At 47.3% G+C, this 25,378-nt stretch carries 28 protein-coding genes; 24 read left to right on the forward strand and 4 right to left on the reverse strand.

The genetic code is table 11. From position 1 onward, the window contains the following. Window positions 1-234 precede the first annotated feature (234 nt). The 10 genes from ACTQZS_RS02310 to ACTQZS_RS02355 all read left to right on the forward strand — a co-directional run bounded on the left by ACTQZS_RS02310 (window position 235) and on the right by ACTQZS_RS02355 (window position 7,277). A complete protein-coding gene (locus ACTQZS_RS02310; protein WP_441474395.1) occupies window positions 235-687 on the forward strand; it encodes a helix-turn-helix transcriptional regulator in 453 nt (150 codons plus the stop codon). 176 nt (window positions 688-863) lie between these two features. Further along, the gene (locus tag ACTQZS_RS02315; protein ID WP_441474396.1) at window positions 864-1,202 is read left to right on the forward strand and encodes a helix-turn-helix domain-containing protein; all 339 of its coding nucleotides are present in this window, start codon (window positions 864-866) and stop codon (window positions 1,200-1,202) included. Beyond that, on the forward strand, window positions 1,195-1,947 hold the full coding sequence (locus tag ACTQZS_RS02320; RefSeq protein ID WP_441474397.1) for an ImmA/IrrE family metallo-endopeptidase: 753 nt from the start codon (window positions 1,195-1,197) through the stop codon (window positions 1,945-1,947). The genes ACTQZS_RS02315 and ACTQZS_RS02320 overlap by 8 nt, the downstream gene beginning before the upstream one ends. Before the next feature lie 91 nt (window positions 1,948-2,038). Next, a complete protein-coding gene (locus tag ACTQZS_RS02325) occupies window positions 2,039-2,488 on the forward strand; it encodes a hypothetical protein (protein WP_441474398.1) in 450 nt (149 codons plus the stop codon). A gap of 288 nt (window positions 2,489-2,776) precedes the next feature. Further along, window positions 2,777-4,738: an AAA family ATPase gene (locus tag ACTQZS_RS02330; RefSeq protein ID WP_441474399.1), complete on the forward strand. Its 1,962-nt coding sequence runs from the start codon at window positions 2,777-2,779 to the stop codon at window positions 4,736-4,738. Next, complete coding sequence (locus tag ACTQZS_RS02335; RefSeq protein WP_441474400.1) at window positions 4,735-4,917, forward strand: helix-turn-helix domain-containing protein; 183 nt, start codon at window positions 4,735-4,737, stop codon at window positions 4,915-4,917. The genes ACTQZS_RS02330 and ACTQZS_RS02335 overlap by 4 nt, the downstream gene beginning before the upstream one ends. A 147-nt stretch (window positions 4,918-5,064) precedes the next feature. Further along, a complete protein-coding gene (locus ACTQZS_RS02340) occupies window positions 5,065-5,415 on the forward strand; it encodes a helix-turn-helix domain-containing protein (protein ID WP_441474401.1) in 351 nt (116 codons plus the stop codon). 20 nt (window positions 5,416-5,435) lie between these two features. Next, window positions 5,436-5,717, forward strand: a complete 282-nt coding sequence (locus tag ACTQZS_RS02345; RefSeq protein ID WP_441474402.1) for a hypothetical protein — start codon at window positions 5,436-5,438, stop codon at window positions 5,715-5,717. Next, window positions 5,717-6,523 (forward strand): zeta toxin family protein, encoded by an 807-nt coding sequence (locus tag ACTQZS_RS02350; RefSeq protein WP_441474403.1) that lies wholly within the window; start codon window positions 5,717-5,719, stop codon window positions 6,521-6,523. Before ACTQZS_RS02345 ends, ACTQZS_RS02350 begins: the two co-directional genes overlap by 1 nt. Beyond that, window positions 6,510-7,277, forward strand: a complete 768-nt coding sequence (locus ACTQZS_RS02355; protein ID WP_441474404.1) for a PHP domain-containing protein — start codon at window positions 6,510-6,512, stop codon at window positions 7,275-7,277. Before ACTQZS_RS02350 ends, ACTQZS_RS02355 begins: the two co-directional genes overlap by 14 nt. A 2-nt stretch (window positions 7,278-7,279) precedes the next feature. Here the strand turns inward: ACTQZS_RS02355 and ACTQZS_RS02360 are convergent, their stop codons facing one another. Together ACTQZS_RS02360 and ACTQZS_RS02365 are read right to left on the reverse strand one after the other, a co-directional pair. After that, window positions 7,280-7,450 carry a hypothetical protein gene (locus ACTQZS_RS02360; RefSeq protein ID WP_441474405.1) on the reverse strand — a complete coding sequence of 57 codons (171 nt, stop codon included), beginning with the start codon at window positions 7,448-7,450 and terminating at the stop codon, window positions 7,280-7,282. A 56-nt stretch (window positions 7,451-7,506) separates the two neighbouring features. Beyond that, a complete protein-coding gene (locus ACTQZS_RS02365; protein ID WP_441474406.1) occupies window positions 7,507-7,749 on the reverse strand; it encodes a hypothetical protein in 243 nt (80 codons plus the stop codon). A 119-nt stretch (window positions 7,750-7,868) separates the two neighbouring features. Here ACTQZS_RS02365 and ACTQZS_RS02370 point away from each other — a divergent pair, with 119 nt between their 5' ends. The 4 genes from ACTQZS_RS02370 to ACTQZS_RS02385 all read left to right on the forward strand — a co-directional run bounded on the left by ACTQZS_RS02370 (window position 7,869) and on the right by ACTQZS_RS02385 (window position 9,942). Further along, a complete protein-coding gene (locus ACTQZS_RS02370) occupies window positions 7,869-8,060 on the forward strand; it encodes a transposase (RefSeq protein ID WP_441474557.1) in 192 nt (63 codons plus the stop codon). A gap of 85 nt (window positions 8,061-8,145) precedes the next feature. Then, window positions 8,146-9,216: a hypothetical protein gene (locus tag ACTQZS_RS02375; RefSeq protein WP_441474407.1), complete on the forward strand. Its 1,071-nt coding sequence runs from the start codon at window positions 8,146-8,148 to the stop codon at window positions 9,214-9,216. Window positions 9,217-9,275: 59 nt separating this feature from the next. Then, window positions 9,276-9,635, forward strand: coding sequence for a type II toxin-antitoxin system HicB family antitoxin (locus tag ACTQZS_RS02380; protein ID WP_441474408.1), 360 nt, complete (start codon window positions 9,276-9,278; stop codon window positions 9,633-9,635). A gap of 13 nt (window positions 9,636-9,648) precedes the next feature. Further along, on the forward strand, window positions 9,649-9,942 hold the full coding sequence (locus tag ACTQZS_RS02385; protein WP_441474409.1) for a type II toxin-antitoxin system HicB family antitoxin: 294 nt from the start codon (window positions 9,649-9,651) through the stop codon (window positions 9,940-9,942). Window positions 9,943-10,010: 68 nt separating this feature from the next. On the opposite strand, the gene ACTQZS_RS02390 is transcribed toward ACTQZS_RS02385, so the two are convergent. After that, the gene (locus ACTQZS_RS02390; protein ID WP_441474410.1) at window positions 10,011-10,208 is read right to left on the reverse strand and encodes a hypothetical protein; all 198 of its coding nucleotides are present in this window, start codon (window positions 10,206-10,208) and stop codon (window positions 10,011-10,013) included. Window positions 10,209-10,391: 183 nt separating this feature from the next. Next, window positions 10,392-11,363 (reverse strand): PD-(D/E)XK nuclease family transposase, encoded by a 972-nt coding sequence (locus ACTQZS_RS02395; protein WP_441474411.1) that lies wholly within the window; start codon window positions 11,361-11,363, stop codon window positions 10,392-10,394. Between the two features lie 335 nt (window positions 11,364-11,698). On the opposite strand from ACTQZS_RS02395, the gene ACTQZS_RS02400 reads away from it, so the two are divergent. From ACTQZS_RS02400 to ACTQZS_RS02445, 10 genes are all read left to right on the forward strand, one after another. Then, window positions 11,699-11,842, forward strand: coding sequence for a hypothetical protein (locus ACTQZS_RS02400; RefSeq protein WP_441474412.1), 144 nt, complete (start codon window positions 11,699-11,701; stop codon window positions 11,840-11,842). After that, on the forward strand, window positions 11,843-13,879 hold the full coding sequence (locus tag ACTQZS_RS02405) for an N-6 DNA methylase (RefSeq protein ID WP_441474413.1): 2,037 nt from the start codon (window positions 11,843-11,845) through the stop codon (window positions 13,877-13,879). Continuing rightward, window positions 13,872-14,525: a restriction endonuclease subunit S gene (locus tag ACTQZS_RS02410; protein ID WP_441474414.1), complete on the forward strand. Its 654-nt coding sequence runs from the start codon at window positions 13,872-13,874 to the stop codon at window positions 14,523-14,525. Before ACTQZS_RS02405 ends, ACTQZS_RS02410 begins: the two co-directional genes overlap by 8 nt. Before the next feature lie 459 nt (window positions 14,526-14,984). Next, window positions 14,985-15,491 carry a hypothetical protein gene (locus ACTQZS_RS02415; protein ID WP_441474415.1) on the forward strand — a complete coding sequence of 169 codons (507 nt, stop codon included), beginning with the start codon at window positions 14,985-14,987 and terminating at the stop codon, window positions 15,489-15,491. Next, the gene (locus ACTQZS_RS02420) at window positions 15,488-15,859 is read left to right on the forward strand and encodes a hypothetical protein (RefSeq protein WP_441474416.1); all 372 of its coding nucleotides are present in this window, start codon (window positions 15,488-15,490) and stop codon (window positions 15,857-15,859) included. The genes ACTQZS_RS02415 and ACTQZS_RS02420 overlap by 4 nt, the downstream gene beginning before the upstream one ends. Beyond that, complete coding sequence (locus tag ACTQZS_RS02425; protein ID WP_441474417.1) at window positions 15,859-17,130, forward strand: site-specific DNA-methyltransferase; 1,272 nt, start codon at window positions 15,859-15,861, stop codon at window positions 17,128-17,130. The genes ACTQZS_RS02420 and ACTQZS_RS02425 overlap by 1 nt, the downstream gene beginning before the upstream one ends. A 232-nt stretch (window positions 17,131-17,362) precedes the next feature. Beyond that, complete coding sequence (locus ACTQZS_RS02430; RefSeq protein ID WP_441474418.1) at window positions 17,363-22,279, forward strand: hypothetical protein; 4,917 nt, start codon at window positions 17,363-17,365, stop codon at window positions 22,277-22,279. A gap of 95 nt (window positions 22,280-22,374) precedes the next feature. Next, window positions 22,375-24,660 (forward strand): hypothetical protein, encoded by a 2,286-nt coding sequence (locus tag ACTQZS_RS02435; protein ID WP_441474419.1) that lies wholly within the window; start codon window positions 22,375-22,377, stop codon window positions 24,658-24,660. Window positions 24,661-24,695: 35 nt separating this feature from the next. Then, a complete protein-coding gene (locus ACTQZS_RS02440) occupies window positions 24,696-24,989 on the forward strand; it encodes a hypothetical protein (protein WP_441474420.1) in 294 nt (97 codons plus the stop codon). Between the two features lie 183 nt (window positions 24,990-25,172). After that, complete coding sequence (locus ACTQZS_RS02445; RefSeq protein ID WP_441474421.1) at window positions 25,173-25,367, forward strand: hypothetical protein; 195 nt, start codon at window positions 25,173-25,175, stop codon at window positions 25,365-25,367. The last annotated feature ends 11 nt before the right edge of the window (window positions 25,368-25,378 follow it).

A 25,378-nucleotide genomic window follows, 5' to 3' on the forward strand; every position in this document is an offset into this window, starting at 1 on the left:
ACTATGAACAAGGACACGTCAAAAAAAAATTATCAAATAAAAAAACAGACATATATTTAGTATAGAACCTGTAGACAAACCGTTTAAAAAAAGAGCTTCGTGTATGGTGCATCCATACACGAAGCTTTCACTGTCAACAAGGGAATATAGCCGCCTTCCCGGACAGGAGGGCCATGCTTGGATATTGACATTAGGTCGGACAACCGATATGATCTTCTCAAAGGGGGGGGGATCATGATGTTGATAAAAGAGCTATTAAACGAAAAAAATATGTCGATGTACCGTCTGGCAAAAATCAGCGGTGTCCCGAAAACCACCGTGATCGATATCTGCACAGGGAAAAGCAATATTGCGGGATGTAATGTCGGAACGGTTTACCGCATTGCAAAGGCGCTTGGATGCAGGATGGAGGATTTAATGGACGCATGCAGGTATGACGAACAAACAGGATTACCGAAAGACCAATCATATCTTGAGAAGGGGCTTCCACCTTATCTTGAAAAGTCCTTGTGTGCCATGAAACACAGCTGGCAGATCATCGACAATGGCGGAAAAGATATGTTGTGGGATGCCAAATGGTGCGAATTAAACGCGGACATCAATGCCGCTGAAAACGATTGCTGCATATCGAGACAACAGGCGGATTATTTGAGACGTGAATATTTGCGAATGGAGAACACGATATGATTGATTTTACAAAAAGTATGGCGATTCCTCCCACGGTTAAAACCGTGGGCTTTCTCGCCGTTCTATTTGTAAAAGGACGAGAATTAAGTATCGAGTCATAATTATGACGAGAAATAGATTGAAAATATGACACAGGGAGTGTATAATACTCACAGGAGGAGAGAGGAGGATTTGCCATGGCTACAATTTATAAAAAACTTAAAATGATGAGAGAGAAAGCAGGTCTGCGGCAGGGACAGATTGCGGACTATCTGGGAGTGACTCAAACTTTCATATCAAAAGTTGAGACCGGAGAGAGAAACCTCACTGTTGATCAGTTGGAAAGTGTTGTGAATCTCTACGGATATAGTCTCGCTGAATTTGCGGATATGGTAGAGGAGCCCCATCCAATCCAATTTGCTTTTAGAGCACAGGATGTTAGCCAGGAAGATTTGCGCATCATTGCTGATATAGGAAAGATTGTAATTAATAGCAGATTCATGGCGAAAGCACTGGAGGAGAAGCACGTTGGATAAACTGGATCTTAACACAAAAGCACAGGAACTGAGAGAATTGCTTGGAGAAGATGCCAATTCACCGGTTGATATTTTTTCTCTTGCAAATCAGATTGATGGACTTACACTCGTATTTTATCCTCTCGGAGCAAACATCAGTGGAATGTGTGTCCGAGATAATGAGATAAAATTGATAGCAATTAATTCGACTATGTCATATGGTCGTCAGCGGTTTTCGCTTGCTCATGAGTTGTACCATCTGTATTACGATGACGAATCTGGCTTTAATGTCTGCTCAAAAAAGCTTGACCCCAAAAGTGAGAATGAGAAGTGTGCGGATCAGTTTGCCTCCTACTTTCTCGCACCATACAAGTCTTTGAGAGCAGCAATAAAAAAAGTGGCTGGTGAAAACCAAGTATCCATGCGGAATGTTATTGCACTTGAGCAATATTTTGGGATGAGTCATCTGGCAATGTTTTGGCGGCTAGTCTCAGAAGGCTATCTTTCCCGTGATAAGCTTGAAGATTACAGCTCCGGAGTTATGTCTGCAGCAAGACTTCTCGGATATGATGATAAGCTATATAAACCGACACCTGTTGAAATGCAGAAAAGAACGTATGGGTATTATCTGAAGCAGGTAGAAGAGCTGCGGCAAAAAGACCTGGTATCTTTTGGGAAGATCGATGAACTGTTACTTGATGCCTTCCGCGATGATATCGCATTCGGATTGAATGAAGAAGATCAGGAAGGAGAAGCAATTGACTGAGAAGTATTTCTTTGATACCGATTGCCTCTCCGCCTTTCTTTGGGTTCGAGAGGAGAGCATTTTGGCACGGCTATATGCAGGAAGAATTGTTTTGCCTACACAAGTCTATAATGAGCTTCAGAGAGTTCCTCATCTTCTGGCGCGAGTCGATATATTGAAGAATAATGGGGATCTTTCCGTTGAGAGTATGGAGGTAGGTTCTGTGGAATACAAAGATTACCTGCAGATGACAACGACGCCTGAATCAGGAATGAGAATTATCGGCAGGGGTGAGGCCGCTGGAATTGCTATGGCGAAACAGAGGAATGGAACGCTGGCCAGTAATAATCTGCGTGATATCCTCCCCTATGTGGAGAAATATGATATCTCACATATCACGACCGGTGATATCCTGATTGAAGCTATGGAAGCAGAAATTATTTCAGAAGCGGAGGGCAACACTATCTGGTCGGATATGATTCGAAAACGCCGATTGCTTCCGACAGCGACTTTCTCGGAATATTTGCTGAACTGCCACAATCCAGAAGGAGCCGAAGAATAACTGCTTCAGAAGGAGCCAGTAGACCTCTCTCCTGTGGTGAAGGGGAACTGGAAAGGTAAAAACAACACCGGAATTCCAAGATACCGCCATGATAGAAATGTCGTGGCGGTACTTTTCGCCTTTCGGGAAAAACAGGGCTACCAGGAAAACGTAGCGGCCGATTCCAGAAGTGCAGGATCCCGAAAATATGTTAAAAGTGGAGAAGCATACAAGCGGCAACGGGCGCTTGACGTAAATACGGCAATGCCGTATACTAAAAAACAAAAGAACGGGAGGAGGAAAAAAGAAATGTATAATACAAACAAAGGAAAAAAAGAACCGGAAGAAATCCTTTTCCTGAACAAAGACTCCCTTGTCGCGACCGGACTGCTGGACCCCGAAACAGAGGCGGTCCAGTTCACCAAAATCAGCGGAAAACTGCCCTTGGGATTGCAGTCGCCCACCTCATGGATTGAAAATCGAAAGGCTTCGAAGCATAACCAGCACCTGCAGGACCTGATGAAGCAGTGCGGATGTGATACGCTGTCCGGATTCATTGATGTTACGCATGCGGCATCGGTGAATGATACCTTTTGGGTAAAGAGGGCTGGTGACGACGTAAGTTGGGATGACGTTTCGTTGTACAGGAACGAGTTTAACGAAACCATTTCGAGACTGGCTTTTTACGGTCTCGGCATCGCGGACATCGACCTTTCGTCTACATCCCCGGAACTTGTGATGGACGGATCCTTCCCGAAATGCGTGAAAAAAGAAAAAGACGGGATTTATCTGTATAAGCGGGGTCACAGCCATGCGGGGAATGGGGGCCTGGAACCTTATGGAGAAGTTATGACGAGCGAAATCGCCTCCAGGATATGCAAAAATGCTGTTCATTATGATCTGGTGAGGCTGCACAGGATCCCGACAAGTCGGTGCCGTCTGTTCACGAATGAAAAATATGGCTACGTGCCCATGTCTGCCGCCGCCCCGGATAAAAAATCAGTCGCGGACATCCTGGACTACATGTCACAGTTTCCGGACGATTCAGAAGAACGCTTCCGTGAAATGGTCGTCTGCGATGCCATTACGTTCAACCAGGACAGACATTTCGGAAATTTCGGGCTTCTGATTGATAATGACACCGTAACACCGCTCCGGATGGCCCCAGTCTTCGACTTCAACCTGGCATTTCTCCCCTATGTTGTTGATTCGGAATTTGAGCATATTGGCGACAAACTTCTCGAATACGGTCCGAAAATCGGGGAGGATTTCACGCGTATCGGGCAGAAGATGTTAACCGACAGGATTGCGGACAAGTTGAAAGACTTGAAAGACTTTTCATTCTGCTTTGAAGGCGACGACAGGTTCACAAAAGAGCGAATCGGCCAGATGAAATCCATGATCAATCGTCAGATTGATGCCGTGCTGTCAAAGGAAGTACTGTATACAAAAGACGTTTTCGTGCCGGAGCTGCATCTGGAAAAACAGGAAAGAGCAGAAGAAGCACACAAAAGGCTGGAGGAAGCCTATCCGGAGCTGGAAGGCCTGGCAGACAGGGATGGTTTCCTGATCAGTGTATCCGAAGATGAGGAAACACAGTTTATTTGTATCGAACCGGAAAATCCGGACCATCCATCCTTGTACATTGACTTCTTGACGGACAAAATTGAGGCGGAAGTTGATGCAAGGCAAATACCTGTTGACAGGCTCCCGGAGGAATACCGACCATACATCGAAGCCGCGGAGAAATATCTGAAAAACAGACAACGGCTGGTTGTCCTGGCAGGAATACCGGGTTCGGGGAAGGAAGAAAAGGGACGGGAGATTGCGAAAAAAATTCCCCTCTGCGAATTCGTTCGAACGAATGATATCAGAAAAAATTATCCGGAAATGGACCAGCAGATCATTTTCGACATCGCGTACGAAAAAATCAGGAACGCTCTGTCAGCCGGAAAAAGCGTGGTATATGTTGCGACAAACCTGGACGAGGAGACAAGAAACGCCGTCCTGTCCTGTATACCGGAAGGAAGAAAAGTACAAAAAGAACTTGTCGTATTGTACCAAAACCCGGAAAAAGCAAATTCGGACCTCCCTCCGGGACAGTTGCAGAACATGGCAGCCAGGCTGCACAACCATCCCCCGTCAAGGCGGGAAGGCTGGAACGACATCCGGACAGTAGGAACGGACCCGGTAATCGGGGATACTGCAAAAGAAAGACACACGGTTCCGAGCAAGGGGGATGACCGTAACCTTTCGGAGGATGAACGGTGAGCGCCAGAATACGGGAGCTGCGAGAAAAAACAGGGATGTCTCAGCGCATGTTCTCGGAGTACTTCGACATCCCGCTCCGGACAGTCCACGATTGGGAGCAAGGGAGGAGAAAACCTCCGGTATACGTACCGGAAATGATCGAAAAGATCATCCGGTACGAAAAGCTGGAAAAGCAATAGCTCGCGTCCGGGACGGGGACAGACGGCCTGTTCGGGACAATACATTTCCTTCTCTTACTTTTGTCATGTAGCGTTGCTTATAAATCACATAAATGTTATAATGTGATTTATAAAATACAATCGATGTTGAACACGGAGGATGGCATCATGGCATTGGAAGGACATAGGGGAGCAGTTCTGCTGCCGCAGCAGAAAAAGATACTAGAACAGGTAGGATATCAAATCCGTATGGTACGACAGAGAAGGAAGATATCGGTCAACCTTGTCGCGGAACGCGCCGGAATCAGCCGACGATCTGTATGGGCGGTCGAAAGAGGGAATCCCTCGGTTTCCATAGGGATTTACCTCAAAGTCCTGCACGCGGTCGGTTTTGACAAGGATCTTCTTAAGATCTGCGCAGATGACCCATTGGGTAGACTTTTGCAGGATGAAAGAGATAACAAATATGCAAGGGAAGAGGACGAGCGACAGTTGACGAACACGACAGTCGGCAAATAATTGCCATGGAGGATATCAAAATGTCAGCAAATAATAAAACGTATGTTTCTCCCGAGATACGGAGAGAGCTTTTGAACGAAATTTACATTGAGAAAATTGACGACGTCCTTGCCGAATACACCACTCTTTTCCGTCAACATCCACTTACACGGCATGACAAAGAGTTGTCTGGCTATTATGCCAATCTCAGCTTGCTAATAAAGAATATCCGGTTTGGCACGGTTAGCTACACACAGACAGAAGTAGACAATTACCTGCGAAAAGCCCACGCGGCGAAAATACGGGCGGAGGTGTTCGCTTAATGTTCAATTTCGAAGAAAACGATTATACTCAACAGCAATTTAGGGAGGCTTATTCGGAGGTTAAAGAAACAGTTACCGCGGGCATTGTGCCGGAAAGCCGCAAATGTACGATCATCCTCGGCGGACAGCCTGGTGCCGGAAAATCTTCTTTCTATCAGAGTAGGGACGATCTTGTTAGTTACGCCGCAATCAACGGGGATGAATACAGGCGATTCCATCCTATGATTCAGGGGATTCTGAAGTCTGACCCGGAACATTATGCGGAACGCACCCAGAAATTTTCGAACCAGATGGTTGAGACGCTTATCTCCGACCTGAGCAATGATGGGTATAACCTTATTATCGAAGGCACGCTCCGCAACCCACAGGTGCCAATCAGGACCTGTCAGGAGCTGAAGGTGAAAGGGTATTCTGCCGAACTTGTTGTCGTTGCCTGCAACGCTGAACTCGCCTGGAAGTCTACCCTTGCGCGGGCTGAAATGCAGAAAGAACACGGGCAGATTCCCCGCCTCGTACCGATAGATATTTACAACAATACCGTGCACCAAATCCCGGACAGTCTCGATACTATTGAGAAAACTGGCTGCTTCGACCATATCACGGTGCAGACGAGAGACTTGGCAATCTTATTCTCTTCAGACCGGGAAAGCGACGACCATGCTTCTGCGGCCCTTCGGAAAGAGCTTGACCTTCCGGGATGGGATAGCCGGCTCAAGGAATATGAGCGTGATTTCATGCAAAGGAAAATAGAAATCCTCTCCGACAGGATAAAAGACATGGGCAGGGAGGATTATGATGAGCGGTAAACATCTGTTCCACGTCCATACTTACCGATGCGGCCATGCTGAAAACGTGCCTGACGAGGTATATGTAACCCGCGCACTACAGCTTGGTGCTTCCGACATATGGTTTTCTGACCACGCTCCGTTCCCGGGAGACCCATTTGGAAACCGCATGCGGTATTTCCAGCTTCCGGAATATATCGATACTCTGCAATCCCTGAAAAAGCGGTACGAAGGAAAAATAAACATACATGTCGGGCTGGAAGCCGAATACTTTCCATCATTCAACTGTAGCGGATATTACAGGGAATTGAAGGCAAATTCCGGGATTGAATTTCTGCTCCTGGGACAGCACATGGCAGAATTGAAGCCATCTCAATACTCTTTTTCCATGGACAAAACATGGCTGACAGAAAACGAATACAAAGCCCTCGGAGACGCCATGGTTCAGGGCATGACGGCAGGATACTTTGACTTCGTGGCTCATCCTGACCGGATTTTCCGCCGGTGCAAGCAATGGACATCAGAAATGGAAACAACTGCCCTTGAAATCATAAATACCGCACAAGCTTATGGCATTCCACTGGAACAGAACGAGGAGTCCAAACGCAAGAAAAGACATTATTGGCCGGAATTCTGGAATCTTGTAGAAGAAAACATACAGATAATCCACGGGCTTGACGCTCATTCCGTCGATGAACTCGAAGCAAAATGTTATATCCGGAAGGACGTCATCGCCGAGGCTGGTGGCGACCTGAGCGCGTCGAAGATATCATGAAATCATTCCAGCACCTCGTTTCCAACATCTTCCCCCCAGTCTAATTCGGCATCCTGCTCGATTTGACCAGAATTCGCCATAGCCAGTACTTCTGTATACGGCCTATGATAGAATTCGGCAATAATGTCTTTTGCTGTTTTCTTTCGTGGGATTTTACCGACTGTTGTATTCATGCATTTGCTCTCCTTAGTCTGAAGTTTCCCCGAAGGGACGGTTTCTATTTAAAGCGTTATTTCTTTTTGATTTTATAACCAGCTTGCATGGCTTTTGTCAAAAAGTCATCCTCGTCCTTAATACCGTACTCAGAAGCTTCTTTCACAGCCACATCAAGCGGCAGATAGCCAGCGGCGGTATAACGGTAGATGGCCAGCAATGTTCCTTTGGATTGCCCCATCTTTATTCCAATTTCCCTGCCCTTAGCCATTCCAATTTCTTTACCTCTGTTTTCGAGGCGTTCAGCAACGTCACACATTTTATGCACCTCCTCAAAATATATCAATGTGGGTAAGAGTCAAATATTTATACAATTGAGATCAACTCTTTCTATAATAGAGGTGTCCAAGCCACTATTTAAAAGAAAGAGGTGATCTCATATCGAATCAGGCGAATAGCCCTGCGCATACCAAATGGCTGTGCAAGCACCATATCGTGTTCACATCAAAGTATAGGCGAAAAATCATTTACAATCAATACAAGCAAGACCTTGCAGAGATACTTCATCAGTTATGTGCATATAAAGGTGTCACAATTAAGCGGTTCGTCACAACAAGCGAGGACAAATAATTGCACGCGTGTAACAAAATATGCGATAATATTGTCATGATCAGGGGGAATTTCCATGACAAATTACACGAAGGCACAATATCTCATGAGTAAAGATATTCCTGTTGCAAAAATCACAGGATTTTATGTGGAAGTATTGCGTCCGGATTTGCTTCCTCTTGCTATTCGTACCCCGGAGGTGGATTTTGACCGCATCTATCATGGATGGATTGAGACACGCATTATGAGTATGGGCCGTTCAAATGCAGCAAGAATCATGGACGGGTTTCGATTACCGCGGTCCAACACATATGCCGCCGCAGCATCCATGCATTTCGCGTCATTGTCGGATTGCTACTGGATCCGGCAGGAAGCAGAAAATATCAGTTGGGAATATGTAAGCTTGTATCGGGCAGATATATCCGAGGAGGTAGCGGAAACAAGCTTGTTTGGCAAGAAGCAGATGTTCCACGGACATATTCACACACCGGAGCCATCAACAGCCGGGCTTTCTGCAAAAGCATGGTATCGCAATGCGGATCAAAAATTATGGCTGTACAAGATTGGAAAAAAAGAAGTGGCAGCATCGAAAATTCTGGATGCAATCGGAGCAGACCATGTGCCTTACCTGGATGCTTCAAACGAGCTCCGTCAAAAGGCAGAGGAAGAACAAATTCGAAAAATATACGAAAGGAACGAAAAATTGGTGAAATGCCCTATAATCACAAGCGAACAAAGATCCATTGTCACCTGGTATGATTACGAAGAGCATTGTGATGACGAACACGTAAATCCATATACACAGATCAAACGAAACCCCAAATACCACGAAATGCAGGTTTGCGATTATCTGCTGGGCAATGCAGACCGGCACGGAGAAAACTGGGGCTTTTACATCGATGCAGACACAGGAAAACTGGGAGATTTGCACCCGCTGTTCGATCACGACCACGCCTTTTCCGAAGACGCAAGGATCGTAGCACAAACCACCGAACACAACATGTCCTTAAAACAAGCTGCCATTCAGTCGCTTCCGTATGCTGGGCGGCTCAACCTGAACGCGATCCGCACGATGCAACATCCGGAAGAAATAACAGAAGAGCAGTGGATGGGCGTACAGCAGAGGGCGAAAGTTCTCATTGGGGAAAGAGTAAGGCAACGCGAAGAAGAGCGATAATGCTCCGTTAAACACAATCAAGAAAAATAAGGCATTCTACTTTGAAAGAAGGGCTATCGATGAAATATATTTACACTGCAACCTTTACCCCCTCTGATGACGGTAAAAGGTTTTTTGCCCGTGTCCCTGATCTTCCGGGATGTATAACAACCGGAAACAGCCTCAGCGATGCCATTGATCAGATTACAGACGCTGCCAGCGGCTGGCTTGTGGTTGCGGAGGATCATGGAGATACAATTAATCCGCCATCACCACAGGATATGCTTGATGTGCCTGATGGAACGATCAAATCGCTTATACAGATTGACACCTTGCAATATCGTGCCCAAACCGACGATCAGTCTGTCCGCAAAATTCCGCGGCACAAAGAGATTAACGAAAAACTTGCTCAGGCTATGCTTACAAAGTGGAACGCATGAAGAGGGATTGATTATGAAAGATGCTTATCCAACAATCATCACGCAAACCAACAACGGCGGCATGCTTGTTGAGGTTCCGGATTTGGATATTTTAACAGAGGGTAAAGATTACAACGATGCAATATCCATGGCAAGAGATGCCATCGGTGTAACAGGAATATCGATGCAGGATGCCGGAGAAGAAATTCCGAGCGCTTCGCCGGTTGAAAAGATAGATCCGTCAAAAGGAACCTTTGCTTCGGATGGAAAAAGTATTGTGACTCTGGTAGATATCGATTTTGACGAATACCGTCGAGTGACGAAATAAGGCATCACACCCCAAAAGGCTGCCACACGAAAAAACAGTGCGGCAGCCTATTTGGATGCTTTTGCGAATCAGGCAAGCTCTTTTGCTTCGTCCATCAGACGTTTTGCGTCATCTTCCGAGATCTGATGTTTCTTCATGATCCGCTGCAAGATCTCTTCTTCAGAAGCACCGAAGTCTCTCATCGTGCCAACTGCGCCAAGAATAATTCCTTCTTCCAGACCTTTCTTTTCCCCTTCTGAAAAAATATAGCTGCTGTAGTTACACATACTGCTCACCTCCTTACGGATTGCCTCTGTGGCTGGTATGTCATAGTTTTCTTCCAGGTCCTGTATTTTGTCTTGCGGACTGATTTTCTTCGATAAAAGCGTGGACAGCATTTCTATAATGGAAGACGAATCATTACCACACGGAGGAGATCAGTTCGTGGATTCTTTAGATGCTTTTGCAAATCAGACAAGCTCTTTTTTCTTATCCATCAGACGTTTTGCTTCATCTTCTGAGATCTGATATTTCTTCATGATTCGCTGCAGGATCTTTTCTTCAGAAATACCATCATCTCTCATCGCGTCAATTGCGCCAAGAATCATTCCTTTGTCTAATCCCTCTGAAAAAATATAGCTGCTGTAGTTACACATACTGCTCACCTCCTTACGGATTGCCTCTGTGGCTGGTATGTCATAGTTTTCTTCCAGATCCTGTATTTTGTCTTCCGGGCTGATTGTCTTCGATAAAAGCGTGGACAGCATTTCTGTAATTCTGGTTGCCTGGTTCTGTACTTTCTCCTGTTCCTCATCTTTCGGAAGACGGATCATTACCACGCGGAGCAGGTCAGTTCTCGGATTCTTTGGATAGTTTCCGACCTGCCGTACCTTCTGTATCTGGTATTCCGAAATCGTGTTTGCGTCTTTCTGCGAACAGTTCATACAGATCCAGATGGAATATACCTTCCGCAGCTTTTCGTAATGGCTGTTCCTGGCCTCCCTGCCCATCTGTTCCGAAATCATCCGACAGCAGTAGGCGATACCACGTGTCTCCATGTCGTAAGGCTTGTACTGGTTCGCCTGCGCTTCGACATCGATCATGACGTCGTATGTCACGCCTTCCTCTGTTCCTGGTATGGCGGCATCGAACCGGATATCGTATATGGTAAGACCTTCCCCGGTCTCCCCGTAATCCTTTGGTTCCCCGGTGATCATGTCGTTGGTGCTTCCGGGATCTACCGCAATGGATGAGATGTGCGGCGTGTCGATCATTTTCTGGATTTCATCCATGGAAAACTTTTCAAAGTCGGATACCGCGTTTTTCAGGATAAATGCCAGGATTGGCCGTTGGGAGAGGATTTTCTTAACCGCCATATCCAGTGCCGGATTCCGGCTTGTATCGTATAAAACCCTTCCAAGCTGATTTGCTGTTTTTTCCATTGAACCCCTCCTTATCTAGTTATTTTAGCATTAAATATTGCTTCCCGCAATTTCCATTCAAGAAAAAACCTTTCCGGAATTCCTGTCTTCAAAATTTAAAATGATTAACGGTCACGCCCCGGCAGGTCTTCCTCTGTCCGCGGGTTCATAGCTGCGAAAAACATACCATGATACCACGACCCGTATCAGCCTGCGCCATCCGGCACGATTTTCTGTTTGTTTTCGCGTCTACATCCATTGTAATCCGTATCGGACAGAGCCTTGTCTATCTGTACGAATACACCTCGATGATGTATAATTATTTAAATGTGTAAGTGATTAAAGGATGCCGAGCCGTGGCGAACATGTCCGGAAAATACACCGCCGACTGTGAGGCCGGGCAGAAGAAGATCGAGATGATGGCGTTGGAGCGCGAGACAACGATTGCCGCGATCATCCACGAGTGGGTACAGGAGCATCTTGGAGAAGGGGAGAAATAAATGGCGAAAAGTATTGAGGAAAAAGTCGAAGAGCACTTCAAGGCGCTTCTGGATGACTATGAAATAAGGCATTTCGGCAAAACTGAGGAGATTAACAGCTCGATCACCAAGGCACTCAGGGAAGCGGATTCCAAATCTGGCGGCTCAGGCGTGAACTACCCGGATATTCAGCTTCTTTTGCAAAACAAGACTCGTCGGGACATTCCTGTGATGATTGAGGCAAAAGGAACGAAGGGAAAGCTGGAAAAGCTGACGCCCAGTGGCGACATTGAGCTGGTAAGCGGCGGCAAGAACCCAAACCGTGCTGTGCAGCAGTTCGCTGTAAACGGTGCTTTGCATTACGGTCTGGCAATTTTGGATGAAGGTACATACAGCGAGGTCATCATTGTCGGCATCAACGGAACGACGCTTGAAGAAGGCTGCGTGAAAGATCCGGAAGTCAAGGCTTATTATGTATCCCAAAAGAATGACAGGGTTCCGAAGGAGCTGGCCGGCTTCGATTTTGTGCAGATGAAACAGTCGAACATTGATACGTTTTTTGCCGAGCTTGACAAGCTCTCGCTGACAGAGGCGGAAAAGGAAAAGCTCAAGCGTGACAAGGAGGAGCTGCTGGAGCAGAGCATCAAGAAAATCCATCAGAGGATTTACGACGATGTAAGCATCAAGACCCTGCTTGGCACGAACGAGAAGCTGTATCTGTTCTGCGGTCTCATCATGGCGGGACTTACGACGGAAGGTGTGAAACCGCTGGGAGTTGATGATTTTTATAGCAACGACGACCATGACGACAACGACGGGAACACCGTTCTGCGCAGGACGAGGGCGTTTCTGCATAAGAAGAACTGTTCAGCCGACAAGGTTGACATGGTACTGAATTATCTGAAGCCCGTGTTCGAGAAGCGTGACCTCTGGAAGCCAGTGAACGGCGAAAGCGTCATCAAATCCATTTACAGACAGGTCAAGGAAGATATCCTGCCGCTTCTCGAAAGCAACATCCACCTGGATTTCACGGGAAAGATCCTGAACAGCCTGAACGACTGGGTGGCTATCGAGAACGACAAGCTTAACGATGTGGTACTGACGCCTCGTTTCGTGACCACGCTGATGGCTCGAATCACGCGAACAGACATGAACTCGTTCGTGTGGGACACCTGTATGGGCTCGTCCGGTTTTCTCGTATCCGCCATGGAAATCATGATTGAAGATGCAAAGAAGCGCATCAAGGACACACAGGCGCTGAACAGCAAAATTGAAAACATCAAGCACAACCAGCTGCTGGGTTGTGAGATATTGGGTAATATATACATACTTGCGGTTTTGAATATGATTCTTATGGGAGACGGTTCCTCGCAGATTATCTGCGGTGATTCGCACATAGAAGGACCGAAGTTTATCAAGAGCCACAAAGACACGTTCCCGGCGAATGTCTTCCTGCTAAATCCTTCCTTTTCGGCTCCGGGCAAGGGGCTGATTTTCGTCGATGAGGCTTTGTCGCGCATGCAGACAGGATACGGAGCCGTTTTGATTCAAGAAAACGCCGGAAGCGGGCAGGGCGACGTGTACGCAAAGCGGATTCTGGAGAAGAACACGCTGATTGCGAGCATTCACATGCCCGGCGACCTTTTCAATGGTAAGTCATCCGTACAGACGGCAATTTATCTGTTTCAGGTTAACCGTCCGCACGAAGCGGATGATGTCGTGACGTTCATCGATTTTTCGGAGGACGGCTACACACGCCAGAACCGCAAGAAGTCCACGCAGAAGGTCAATCTGCGAAACACCGACCATGCACTGGAGCGCTATGACGAGGTAGCAGCGATCTGCCTCGGCAAAAAACCGAAGACGAGCTATTACACTGAGGCAAACGGTCGTGTTATCCGCGATACGATTTCCTTGAATGGGAACGACTGGACGTTCGGACAGCATAAGAGGATTGACACTACTCCCACGGAGGCAGATTTCAAGAAAACGGTTGCCGATTATCTTGTATGGAGGGTTGATGCGATTCTGAAAGGCGAGGTGAGTGCTGATGTTTAAAAAGTTCGCAATCGGAGCGCTGTTTAAGTGCGCCAAGGGTGATGTGGATTTGCAGCAAAAGGATATTAATGGCAAGGGATGCTATTTCATCAACAGCGGTATCGATCATCGCGGCATCAAAGGAAAGACAGACAGGCCTGCGAGGGTGTTCCCGCCAAATACCATCACGATAGATTTTTGGGGAAATGCTTATTATCGAGATTTTGAGTACAAGCTGGCGACGCATAACCATGTCTTCTCGTTTTCAGGGCCGGTCATCAAGAATAAGCTTGTCGGGCTGTATCTTGAAGGCGCGTTGTCTAAGTTACCAACCATATTTTCGTACAACAACATGGCGACGTGGAACAAATTAAAAGACATTGCAATTGAGCTGCCTGTTATCGAATCGCCGGACCCTGACCATGAGTACACGGTTGAGGACATCGACTTCGAATACATGCAGGAGCACATCACTGCACTTGAGCGGGAGCGCATCGCTGAGCTTGAGCGGGAGCACATCGCAGAGCTTGATGCCTATCTTGTAGCCTCCGGTATTGATGATTATGAGTTAACCGATGAGGATAAAGAAATACTCTCGATCTCTCTTCAAAACCCGCATCTGACAAAACAGGCGCTTCGGAAACTGATATCGAGCATGGGCAATTGACCTCCTCCCACGGTTAAAGCCGTGGGTTTTCTCGCCGTGTTTTTTGTAGCGCCTCACCTTTTGCCCATCTAACGGCAGATATTCCGACTTTCCGAAACCGCAACCCCTTGTAAAATCACTGTAAAAGGTCACAAAAATCCGCATCCGCTAATTGCCCATCTCCGATATTTGTGGCATAATAAGTGTGTATTTTTTGTGAAAAGTTATACTTCTAAAGCAGATGTTACCACGGCTGACCCAATGCCTGTGTATGGAAAAGAGTCAGACCCAAGGATTCCCGAGGTTCCATTCGCCGAGGGATAGATGCCTTATGGATGGGCTTCTGGTGCTGGAATCGCTGAGGTTTCATTTGCCGATGAACAACGAAGGTGTCAGGAAACATTTTTCAATTAACCGAATGCTGAATCAAGGGTTTGAAATCCCTTCCATTGAGCCTCCGGTCAATGAGAGGGGTAATTCATGCGACAATTTAAAGATTATACACCGGAAGAACGTCAAAACTATATCACGCTTTCCACTGGAGAATATTACCCTGATATCTTGCAAGATGCGTGCCGATTATATACGCCGGTTCTTGAAACATTTTCGCAAATATTAAAGCGGTCGGAAAGTTCCACTGCTCTATTTTACAATATTTGTGACACTCCAAATTCGTGGATGAGAACACAGCTTTGTCGCGTTTTCAGAAAATATGTTTCTCCTGAAACGCCCGTCGAAATGTTAAAGAAAAAAAGACAGGCAGAAAAAATATGCAAAGAATTCGGCAGAGAGTTCAGACCTATTCAGAAGGTTCAAGAAAAATTTGATTCGCGTCCGCTACCGGATGAAGCAATTTGTGCTGTATTGTGGGAATACAAAGACCGTGGAAAAAAGGATATGATCTCACGGAAAAATTATTCGATATGCTTCAAGGAAAATTTCCGGATCTTTATATCTGGGGACCGAAACGTGCTGGATCTGACGTGAAAGCAACGGAAATATGGCAGGATTATCCAAACCCAGAAAGACCTCTTGATTTTGTCATCTCGTCAAACGACAAGAAAACAATATATGCTGTCGGTCTGGCGAGATACGACAGTGATCGAGGCGGATCACAAGAAGACGATAGACCTGGCGGATACAAAAATTGTGCCGATGAGGTGCTGTCGTATGTACATGATCACAATTTGAAAACAAAAGTCATCTTCATAAATGATGGCCCGGGACTTCTTTTGGGAACAATGTGGCGTGATTATTCAGCCATTGAAGACAGATATCCCGGCGAAGTAAAAGTTCTAACCTTACGAATGATCGATGAACGATTAACCCGAAGTTGGTTGGTAGGTGCTGAATAGTGTCAACGGGAATCACAACAAAGAATAAGCCAAAAAGAAAGAAAATACCTGTTCGCCTTGAATACGATGGTAAAATAGAAACATCCAAAGTATTAAACAGGAAATATTCATCATTTACCTTTGCGGCCGATATTAACGGTTCTGCCCAGGGAAATGTCTTTTATTACGGCGACAATCTTGATGTTCTTCTTTTTTTACTGCATTCCGGCTATAAAGAGAAAATTAATCTGATATATATAGACCCACCGTTTGCAACAGATTCCTCTTTTGTAAACCGAAAGCAAAAACAAGCCTATCAGGATTCGCTTATTGGCGGCGAATATGTTGAATTTCTCCGAGAGCGTTTACTGGTTATGCGCGAACTGTTATCGGATACGGGATCGATATACCTTCATCTGGATCACAAAATGGCCTTCAATATGAAGATCATCATGGATGAAATATTCGGGGAAGAAAATTGTCGTGCCTTTATCACACGAAAGAAATGCAGTACAAAAAACTATACAAAAAACACGTATGGAAATATTTCTGACTATATCATGTTTTATTCGAAGACATCGGACTATACATGGAATCGGCCGTATGACCCATGGGATTATGATCGTATGGTTGAACAGTATCCATGCGTAGATGAAAAAACGGGAAAACGCTATAAAAAAGTTCCTGTTCACGCTCCCGGTGTTCGATACGGCGAAACGGGTAAAGAATGGCATGGCATGAAGCCGCCTGCCGGCAAACATTGGCAATACACACCGGAAAAATTAGATGCTATGGACAAGGCAGGAGAAATATATTGGAGCCCTACCGGGAATCCACGTCGTAAGGTGTTTTGTGATCCTGACAAAGGGATTCCCATTCAGGATATTTGGCTGAACTATCGGGATTCCATCAATCAAGCGGACAAAACAACAGGTTACCCAACAGAGAAAAACCTGTCTATGCTGAAAATGATTGTCGCTGCTTCTTCAAATCCCGGCGATCTTGTGCTAGATTGTTTTGCCGGCAGTGGTACAACTCTGGCTGCTGCCTTTGAAGCTAATAGAGCATGGATCGGTGTTGACAATAGCGAAGAAAGTCTAAAAGCGATATTAAAACGTTTTACGAACGGCCTTGATGTATATGGTGACTATGTGAATAAGGCACAGTACAAACAGGCAAGTCCTGAATCAAAGGAAAAATGTTCCTTTGCCATATATGCCGATGAAGATAAAAAAGACCAGGTTATTGCCTTATGTTCAGAAAAAAGGGATGCGGCAATTCGCTACGCATAACGTGCATCCGATTTCAAAAAAAGAAAAAGGAAGGATAGCCGGGTTACAGAAAAAATCAAGCCACGATAATGCTCATAAGAAAGAAAAATAACACACCATTTTTTTCGCGCAAAAAACGAAGAAAAATTTTAATTTCGTCCATATAGGGGATAGAACAAAGAAATCGGTTATCAGGGGATCTCCACAAGATCCCGGATCATTACCTTCTCAGGAAGGAAAAAGGAGAATATCTATGAAGAAGAAATCAGTCCAGGCGGTCATCGCCGCCGCAGCAATCGCGACAACCATGAGTTCTGTGAACGTCACCGCGTTCGCGGACACAACGGGAAGCCCAGACACCTCCGACAAGAACACAACGGAGGAAGCTTCCACCGCAGAAGCACCGGTGTCTCACGCGAAGACCTTCGAGGAAGCCATCGAGAAGAAGGAGACGGCCGACAAGACCGCACAGGCGGCGAAAGCGGCAAGCGAAAAGGCGGAAGCGGAGAGGAAGGCAGCCGAGCAGGCTGTCGCTGACGCGAAAGCAAAGGTAAAAGAGGCAGAAGAAAATGCGAAGAAAGCAGACGAGGATGCGGCTGACACCTTCCAGAATGCTGTGCCAAATGCAGAGCAGGAAGCAAAGGAAGCACAGCAGACCGTCGATACAGACACAACGGCCGTGGCCGACGCAGAAAGCGGAGTAACAGCGGCTGTTGACGATACCGCCGCAAAGCAGGACCTGATGGATACGGCAAAGCAGGCAGCAGATGCTGCGGACGTATCCGGAAAGAAGGAAGCCCTTGACGCGGCATCCGAGGCCGCGAAGCAGGCGGAGTCCGAGAAGGCGGACGCACAGAAGCAGGAGAACGATGCAAAGGACGCGCTGGATGCGGCAAACCAGGCATCGGCAGACGCAAAGCAGAAGGCGGAGGACGCGAAAGCGGCCCTGACACAGGCAGAGGCGGACAAGACAGCTGCAGACAAGGCCGTTTCGGACGCACAGGCTGCCTATGACGCGGCAAAGGCAAAGGCAGACCAGGAGAAGACTGCCATAGAGTCCGGAAATGAGAAGGACACCCCGGAATACAAGGACCTGACAGATGCCCAGGCGGAGCAGGCAGACGCAGCCGGAAAAGCGGACGCGGCGGCAAAGACACTGGAAGAGGCACAGGCCGCTTACGATAACGCAAAGGCAGCCGCAGAAGCGGCACAGCAGGCTTATGACAGCCAGAACGCCACGGTAGCGGAAAAGCAAAGCGCACTGAATAGTGCGAATCAGGCTGCCTCTGACGCAAAAACAGCGTATGACACCGCAGTACAGAACAAGACAGACGCGGACGCGGCAGTAACATCCGCACAGCAGACGCTGACAAATGCACAGAGCCAGAAGGCAAACGCGGACGCGGCTCTTACCGCTGCACAGGCAGATCTTCCTTCCAGACAGGCCGCCCTTGATGAAGCCAATAAAGCTCTTGCATCCGCACAGGCGGATCTCAATGCGACAGACGAGGCGAAGACAGCTGCAGAGGCCGCTGTAAACAATGCGCAGGCAGCTGTGGACGCACAGAATGCGACAATCGCCTCCTGTAAGACAGAAGCCGACAATGCCGCGGCAGCCGTAACGGTAGCCCAGACGGCTTATGACAACGCGGTTGCTGCGCAGACACAGGCCGCATCCGACCTTGCCAATAAACAGGCTGCCTATGACACAGCCTCCAAGGCGGCAGATACCGCGGCATCCGAGCTTACCGCTGCACAGGCCGAATATAATAACAAAATCATAACTTATCATGATGAAGCAGAACGGCTTGACGATGCGTACCAGAATCTTAACGACAAACAGAATGCCGCTAAGACTGCTAAGACTACACTGGATACCGCATCTGCTGATTTTACAGCTGCGGAGAAGACCCTTGCCGACTGCAGGGACAAGCAGGCAGGTGCGCAGACAGCATACGACAATGCGGCACAGGCATATTCACAGGCGGAAGCAGCATATGAGGCAGCTGTGGCCGGCAGCAATGCCAAGCAGGCGGCCTATGAACAGGCACAGAAAAATACCGAAACTGCGAAAACAAATGTGATAAGTGCGCAGAATGCAGAGAATGACGCACAGAAAGCGTATGACACGGCAAGAAGCACGCTGAGGTTCTATCAGTACCTGATGAAACAGGGAGACGAGAATGCGGAAAGGGCGGCATCCATCACAGACGGAACCGACGAATGGTATAAAAACAATCCGGACAAGCAGTATTATAACGGCTATACAAATCTCGGGAAGGAAAAAGACGCAACAAACCTGGAGAATTTTAAGAAAAGCCTGGATTTCATTGATGAGTGCAATGAGCTCCGCAACATCGAGACAAACGGCGGAACGATTGATGCTTCGCATACAGGATGGGCTTATAACAAAAATCAGCCATATGTAGTGCAGGGAGACAACGTAGAGCGGATGCAGCTCAAGGTAAACTCGCTTCTGATGGCGGTAGCAGCAATCCATGCGAACTGGAATACAACGAATGACTTGACGCATTTGGGAGATATGGATACTCCTATGGGATTTGGGGAAAATCTTGCAGCGGGATATAAAGATCCGTTTGACGGATGGTATATTGACGAGCGAGATAATAAACTATATCCAGAAAGAACAGACACCTCTGACCACAATTACGGTCATTACACAAACATGACCCTTGATTACTGGGAATACACAGGATTCGCCGTTGCATATGCAAAGTATGCTCCAGTTCACGCACAGGTTTTTTCTATTGGTGAATTAACAAAACTTCCTGATGGAACAACATGGGGCGATGTAGGTATGAACGGCTATACTACAACCGAATACCGTGACCTTCTCACCACTTTTGAGAACAGTGCGGACCATCAGGCAGAGCTTTCCAAAACGGAACAGGATCTTGCGACCGCCAAGGCGAATCTGACAGCCGCCAATGCTGCTCTTGAGAATGCAAAGAAAGCAGAACAGGCAGCCAAAGATGCCCTGGATGATCCGGCAGAGTCGGTGGATACGCTGAAGACAAAAGCTGACACAGCTAAGTCGGCAATGGCTTCTGCCAAGACCGCACTGGATACTGCTGCCGCAAATACTGAAAAGGCACAGTCCGATGTGGATGCCAAGACAAACGTAAAAGCAAATGCGCAGACAGCATACGATAATGCCATGTCAGAAGAAACCGCTGCACAGAAAGCTTTGGACAATCAGACGAACATCGAACATCATGCATCTGTTGCGGCACACGAGGCCGGACAGATTGTAGCCGCAAAGAAAAATGCAAAGGATTCTGCGGATAAGACAAAGGCAGATGCTTCCGCAGCCCTGGATGCAGCGAAAACCGCAAAGGATACCGCTGACGCCAACGTGATATCCACAAAGGATGCGCTGTCCAAAGCGCAGTCCGCGTCCGTAACAAAGGCGGATGCATTAAAAGACGCAAAGGCAGCCCTTCCTGCCAAGGAAACAGCCCTGGAAGACACGCAGAAGACCCTGAAGGATAAGACGGATAAATATAATGCGGCGAAGACTGTTTACGATCAGAAGGCTGCAGAACAGAAGCAGGCAAGTGATGCTGTGACAAATCATGACAAGGCGGTTGCGGATGCAAAGACCGCGGTACAGAATGCAGAGAAAGCGGTTGCTTCTGCAAAGGACAATCTGGCTTCTGCACAGAAGAACGAAAAAGCGGCTTCCGATAAAGTAACCGCCGCAGAAAAAGAGAAAGCGGAAAAGGCTGCTGCTGTAAAACCTGCGGAAGATTCTCTTGCAGAGGAAAAGGCTAAACTGGCCAAAGCAGAGGCATTACTGGCAACAGCGAACACAGCAAAAGCAGATGCAGAGAAGAAGCGGAATGCCGCAGCAAACAGCAAATCTTCTGCAGACGCCGTAAAGGCAGACGCAGATCAGGCAGTAAAGAACGCGGAGGATGCCCTCAAGAAGGTCAAAGACAACATCCAGAAGGCATATGAAGCCCTTGTGGCCGACGCAAACAGAAAGGCAGATGCTCTGAAGCTTGCACAGGCTGACCAGGGTGCAAAGGCAGACGCGGTTAAAGATGCCTCCGACAAGGTAACTGCCACAGAAAAGGCATCGGCTGATGCGGACAAGGCAGCAGCAGAAGCCAAGAACAAGCTGGCGAAGGCTGCGGAGAAGACCGACAAGGCGATGGCGAAGCTGGATGCCGCAAAGAAAGCCGAGAGCGACGCACAGGAAGCGTATGATGGTGCGGAAGCCAAACAGCAGGCCTACAAGAATGCGTCTGACGCATATCAGAAGGCTGTTAAGGCGGAAGAGAAAGCAAAGAAGGCACTTGCGGATGCCAAGAAAGCGCTCTCCGATGCACAGGATGCCCTTGTAAAGGCAAAGGACAAGGCAGAGAGGGCAAAGAAGCTTCCGGCATACAACGGTGTGGATACGGAAACAGTAGCTGACGCGGATTTCGCCTTCCTGAATGACGCGGTACAGGCGGTGAAAGATGCGCAGGAAGCGATTGCGAAAGCGCAGGATGAGACAGAAGCCGCAAAGGCAGAGGCCGAAACTAAGGCGGAAGCCGCCAAGGAGGCCGGAAATGCATATACCACAGCACTTGCGGATCAGGTTATTGCCATTGACGATTTCAATTCCCTGATGCCGAAGTACACAATTATTTCCGGAAATGGAGACTCCTGGACAAAGGGTTCTTCCAATCCGCTCGTACTGATCAGCGACGGGGAAATGAAATGGTTCACCGGACTGATGATCGACGGACAGCTGGTAGATCCGTCCAATTACACAGTAAGAAAGGGTTCCACAGAGGTTTACCTGAACCCGTCTTACCTGAAGACGCTGGGGAGTGGAAAGCATACCGTAAGGTTCCTGTACCAGTACGGGCTGACCGCTGACGGAACGTTCCAGACAGTGGAAGAGAAGAAGGCGGTTGTTCCGCAGAATGTCAAGAATAATGCTGCAGGAACGGCAACCAACGCGACAGTCGGAAGCAAAAAGGCCAATGTGCAGGACGGCAGTGCGAAGGGGAACGGAAGCGCTTCCACAACCATCGCTGACGGAGCACAGACCGGGGATACCAGCAACCAGGCGACAGCCGCGGCTGCCATGGCAGGATCCGGACTGATGGCCGCCTTCCTTGCGATCTTCGACCGGAAAAGAAGACACGCGTAAGCGGATCTGAAGGGACATGACAACTGATGGGGCGGGGCTCAAAAGCCCCGCCTTTGTTGATATCACAGGTCAAATGTGACAAGGAGACAGTAAAAATGGCAAATTACGACACAGAACGAGAGGGTCAGATTGATTTTTTCCAGACATTTCTACCAATGATAAACCCTTCCTTATCGTTAAATGATATTTTGGCAGATGATAATGACGGCGTCTTAAATGGAAATTTGCTTGAATTTAAACTGCGCGTAAACGATTTAAACGTTGTGCTGTTGCAGTGCGTAAAGTACCTTTCGGCGTTGCGCATCAAAGGTAAGCCCGTTCCTGCGAACATCATCATCGTGGATTTGAACAGCGAAATGGCGTATCTGTACAAGTCCGATGATTACCTTTCGGATATCGAGAAGGTATATTCAGGCGGTGCATCGAAGGCCAACACCGGGTTTGCCGGTCGTGCATATAACGAGAAGTATGCCTATGGCACAGACCAGGTTGCAGTGACACACCTGATTAAACGCCTGAAGGAAACTGAGTTCACTCGTATACATATCGACGAAAACTGTATCGTCGGTTGGGCGAAGGCGTTCTATAAGGCGGTGCCGACTGCGCGAAAAGAGGATTTCATCGGAGACGATAGCGGTAAGCATAAGACAATTGGCGAAATTCGCAACCCGTCGGTATTTACCGAGTACATCTACCCGTACAAAGGGACGTCGAACGTCAAGTTCCAGTACCTAATGGACAAGCTTAACGATACGCTTCAAAAGAGGAATTTGGGCGCGTTCTACACGCCTGAAATATACGCCGCAAAATCCCATGAGCTGTTGCGCATGGCGATTGCACGCGTTCCAAAAGGAAACGACTATGTGATTATTGACCGCTGCGCAGGCACTGGTAATTTGGAAAAAGGACTGACGGACGAGGAGCTGTCACATTGTATCCTGTCTACGGTGGAATACTACGAGTACAAGGTAATGCAGGAAATCCTCGGTTCGAAGGTGCGTCACATTATCCCTCCCATCGAGGCGAACGATACATTCAGCGCTGGTCTGGTGCGTGGCGCAGATGCACTGAGTGAGGAGTACGTCAACAATCCGATTATCAAACAATATATTAATGACCCAAATTGCACGATTATCCTGTTCGAAAATCCCCCGTATGCGGAAACAACGAGCATGGAGCACCAAAAAACCAATACCGGACATAAATCTTCTGTCTGGAAATCAAGTTTTGCAGTCGACCAAATGAGGAAGCAGGTCACAGGAACTGCATTAAATGATCTTGGTAACGTATTCATTTGGTCAGCATTCGAATATTACTTACGTCAGGCAACAGATAGTTATATTGTGTTCTCACCAGTAAAATACTGGAAAGTCCAACATCTGATCAACAAAAAGATATATGGCGGTTTTTGCTGTAACCGACGTCATTTCCATACGAATATAGATGCATGTATCATGGTTGCGTTATGGTCAGAAGAAGACGATGACATGGATTCCTTTACATTGCCCGGATACGACATTGGTGAAGAAAATGAATTACTACCCAATGGCGATTTGCGAATAAACCGCATCCATACGATGTACAGCAGTCAATATTATGATAAACGGACATTCCCGGATGATATGGAAAATGGCGTCCTTCTACAGCACAATGGAATGGAAGTTGGAAGTCAAAAGTGCCGAATCAAACCTGTCTACAACTCAAATATTCTTGGGTATATGGTAGCAGACGGCCCGGGGTTCGACAACCCGGACCTGCATTCGTGCCTTCTTCGAGCAGGTATTTATAATGGAAATGGTTTTTTTCTGCGAAAAGATAATTATCTGGAAAAATTGCCGATGTTCTGCGCCTCTCGTTATATCACATATAACCGTGAGTGGACGGAACGTGCCCGTATCATGAAGTCGGGAGACGGTGCCGACCGATTTAACGCTGACGTGGCATCCGGTAAGCTCGATCAGTGGCTGCGTAAGTGCCTGTTGTTCACTTGTATGGAAATGCAAAATCATATGCGTACGTTTACGGGCAGCGACGGTCGTTTCTATCGCAATGAGCTATGCATGGATACGACAAATGGCCCAACTGTTGCGTCCGTGGATTTACAGAAACTCGTTTGCGGCCCTGCCGAGCAACGCATGATCAGCCAGTGGAAGACTCTAATGGACGCGGTGAAGCAGACTGACGAATACAACCCGAAGCTAACTTATGGCGTGTATCAGATTTTCGCAGAAATAGACACGTCATATAAGGATGATGATGGTAATACAGTCTGGAACAACATTGAGGTACATTCGGCGCTGCAAACATTAAAATCTCTGGTAAAAGAATATTATAACAACGAAATTGTGCAGAAACTGTTTGAATACGATTTTTTAAAATGAATCTGTTGATGAATTATAAAAATGAGGGGAAAATTTTGATGACCTATCGAACGGATATAGACCGGCTGTGTGCGGAAACTCTGGATACCCTTGGCGAACGGTACATGTATCGTCCGCAACATTTTAAACTGCCGGACGGATCGCAGTTCGTCCCGGATTTTTACCTGTATGAAAAGCAAATGTTCCTTTACACGCTGTCGGAAAATCCGTCGGAATCCCTGTATCGGATTCAGGCATTTGCAAAGGCAAATCCATATCAGGAGCATATGATTGTACAGAACGGGAAAGAATCCAATGTCTGGTTCGTGCCTGTGGAGACAGGGAAATAATGGAAATCATGGGGCGAAGAAGTTTCAGCGCGTAAGACGTCAATTACCCCGACCCGTAAAGGGATCGGGGTAATTGATGAGTTTGTAATCAGTATCAGACAAAAGCTTTGTCCATCTGGACAAATGTGTCTTGACAATGTAGAATTATACAAATAGTTATAAATGATTAAAGGAAGCTGATCCATGGCAAACATGTCCAGAAAACACACTGCCGACTGTGAGGCCGGGCAGAAGAAGATCGAGAAGACTGTTGTCACCGACACGACGGCGGACGAGAAGCGCACGACGCTCTCGCTGTCGCTCACGGTAAGCGACAAGAAGGCACTCAAGATAATGGCTGCGGAGCGCGAGACAGCAATTGCCGCAATCATCCACTAGTGGGTGCAGGA

This window comes from Bilifractor sp. LCP19S3_H10, from assembly GCF_052119185.1.
Classification (GTDB): Bacteria; Bacillota; Clostridia; order Lachnospirales; family Lachnospiraceae; genus Bilifractor.